General features: G+C 64.9%; 1 protein-coding gene and 1 pseudogene. Both read left to right on the forward strand.

Annotated features, from left to right (window positions below; all coding sequences use genetic code 11):
• The first annotated feature begins 121 nt into the window (after positions 1 to 121).
• A complete protein-coding gene (locus ACIPUD_RS39655; protein WP_247542910.1) occupies positions 122 to 997 on the forward strand; it encodes a tyrosine-type recombinase/integrase in 876 nt (291 codons plus the stop codon).
• 12 nt (positions 998 to 1,009) lie between these two features.
• Positions 1,010 to 2,209 (forward strand): annotated as a pseudogene (locus tag ACIPUD_RS39660) (IS91 family transposase).
• Positions 2,210 to 2,487 lie beyond the last annotated feature (278 nt).

A 2,487-nucleotide genomic window follows, 5' to 3' on the forward strand; every position in this document is an offset into this window, starting at 1 on the left:
GGACTAAACCGCTCGCGCGGTAGGCACGACGGCCGGCAGCGCGGCTGAGAGGATAGCGCAACGAGGCGTCCTGTCTTGAGATGAGGGGTTCGCAACCTTCACCCAAGACAGGAGCATCCCCATGACCGACGAGGCCACGAGCCCGTTGCGGCGGCGCATGATCGAAGACATGACGATCCGCAAGTTCGCGCCGAAGACCCAACATGACTATGTGCAGAGGGTCAAGAACTTCGCGGTATTCCTCGGGCGATCGCCGGATACGGCGAGTTTTGAGGACGTGCGGCGCTACCAGCTGCATCTGGCATCGAGCGGCGTTGGCGTGCCGACTATCAACCAGACCGTCTCGACGCTGCGGTTCTTCTTCAAGGTTACGCTCAAGCGCAACGAGATCGTCGAGCACACCCACGTCATTCACGAGCCGCGCAAGCTGCCGGTGGTGCTGAGCCCGGAAGAAGTGGCGCGCCTGCTCGATGCGGCACCGGGGCTCAAGTACAAGGCGGCGCTCAGCGTAGCCTATGGCGCCGGCCTGCGGGCCAACGAGGTCGTCTCGCTCAAGATCTCCGACATCGACAGCAAGCGGATGATCATCCGGGTCGAACAGGGCAAGGGCGGCAAGGACCGTAACGTCATGCTCTCCCCACACCTGCTCGATCTGCTGCGCGCCTGGTGGAAGGCGGCACGGCCACAGGGCTGGCTCTTCCCTGGCCGCGATCCGGCCCAGCCGATGACCACGCGCCAGCTCAACCGCGCCTGCCACGCCGCTGCCCAGATGGCGGAGATCAACAAGCGGGTCTCGCTGCACACCTTGCGGCACAGCTTCGCCACTCATCTCTTGGAGCAGAACATCGACGTGCGCGTGATCCAGGTTCTGCTCGGTCACGCCAAGCTCGATACGACCGCGCTCTATACCCGCGTCGCCACCAAGACGATCAGCGAGGTCATGAGCCCGTTGGAGCACATCGCGATCAAGCTGAAGGAGGCCCGGCCGCCCGGCTGACGCGAGGCCGGCGTGTCTCGTCCGGCTCTGGAGGTTGCGGATATCTTCCGCGACCGTGGCCCGGCATGGCGGCAGGCCCATGCCGGCCGTGTCAGCCTCGACCAGTTGAAGGTGATGTCGGCGATCGAGAGCTGCCGCACGGCGGCGCTCGGCGGCCATGTCGCGCGCTGCGAGGACTGCGCCTACACGTCCACCGCCTACAACTCCTGCCGCAACCGGCACTGCCCGAAGTGCCAGGGCGCCGCGGCGAAGTAGTGGCTCGCCGATCGCCAAGCCGAGCTGCTGCCGGTGCCATATTATCACGTCGTGTTCACGCTGCCGGCCCGGATCGCCGACATCGCCTACCAGAACAGGGCCATCATCTACGATCTCCTGTTCAAGCTCTCGGCCGAGACGATGCTGACGATCGCCGCAGATCCGAAGCATCTCGGCGCCAGGATCGGTATCACGTCCGTGCTGCACACCTGGGGCTCGGCCATGACCCACCACCCGCATGTGCACATGATCGTGCCGGGCGGCGGCATCTCGCCCGACGGACAGCGCTGGGTGTCCTGCCGGCCGGGGTTCTTCCTGCCGGTGCGCGTGCTCTCACGCCTGTTTCGACGGCTGTTCCTAGGTCGCCTCGCCGCCCTCCACCAGGCCGGGCGCCTGAGCTTCTTCGGCAACGACGCTCATCTCGCTGCAGCGCAGTCATTCGCCGCATTGCTTGCAGCGTCGCGCAAGACGGAATGGGTCGTCTATGCCAAGCGTCCGTTCGGCGGACCACAAGCCGTGCTGGCCTATCTGTCGCGCTATACTCATCGCGTCGCCATCGCCAACAGCCGCCTGATCGCCCTCGACCAGCACGATGTCACCTTCAGATGGAAGGATTATCGGGTCGAAGGCCGCGACCGGCAAAAGCGGATGACGCTCGCCACAGACGAGTTCATCCGCCGCTTCCTCATCCACGTGCTGCCAAAAGGCCTTCACCGCATCCGCCATTACGGCCTGCTCGCACGGGGCGTCTGCGCCGACAATGTCGCACGCGCGCGCGAACTGCTCGCCGTCAGCGATCGTGAGGATGAACCGACCGAGACCATCGTCGACAGCGGCAAGCCACCGTGTCCATGCTGCGGCGGCCGCATGATCGTCATCGAGGTTTTTGAGCGAGGTGCAATGCCGCACCGCCAATCGACCGCGCCAATCAGCGCCATCAGGATCGACACCTCATGACCGCGCATCGGCCATTCCGCAAAGCTGTTCGTCATGCCCGCCGCTCATCGACCGGCCACGGCGCAGCGCACCCGAACGCTCATCGGTCGTCGCCCATCCGTCGATCATTGATCGCGTTCGACAACGTCCACCGCCCATTCGATGATAGCGACAGCGTCGTGCCGCGCGCTGCACCGGTTCGAACTCCATCACCAAGCTCGCCTGCAGCGCTCAAATCCCCATAGAGCCTGCCGCATCAGTCCTGCCCACCATGCGCGGTTTCCTTGTATGGGGCTTTT

It is taken from the genome of Bradyrhizobium sp. CAR08 (assembly GCF_052871955.1).

Coding starts and splice junctions, on each gene's coding strand:
- ACIPUD_RS39655 (WP_247542910.1), top strand. CDS start 122: ATGACCGACGAGGCCACGAGCCCGTTGCGGCGGCGCATGATCGAAGAC.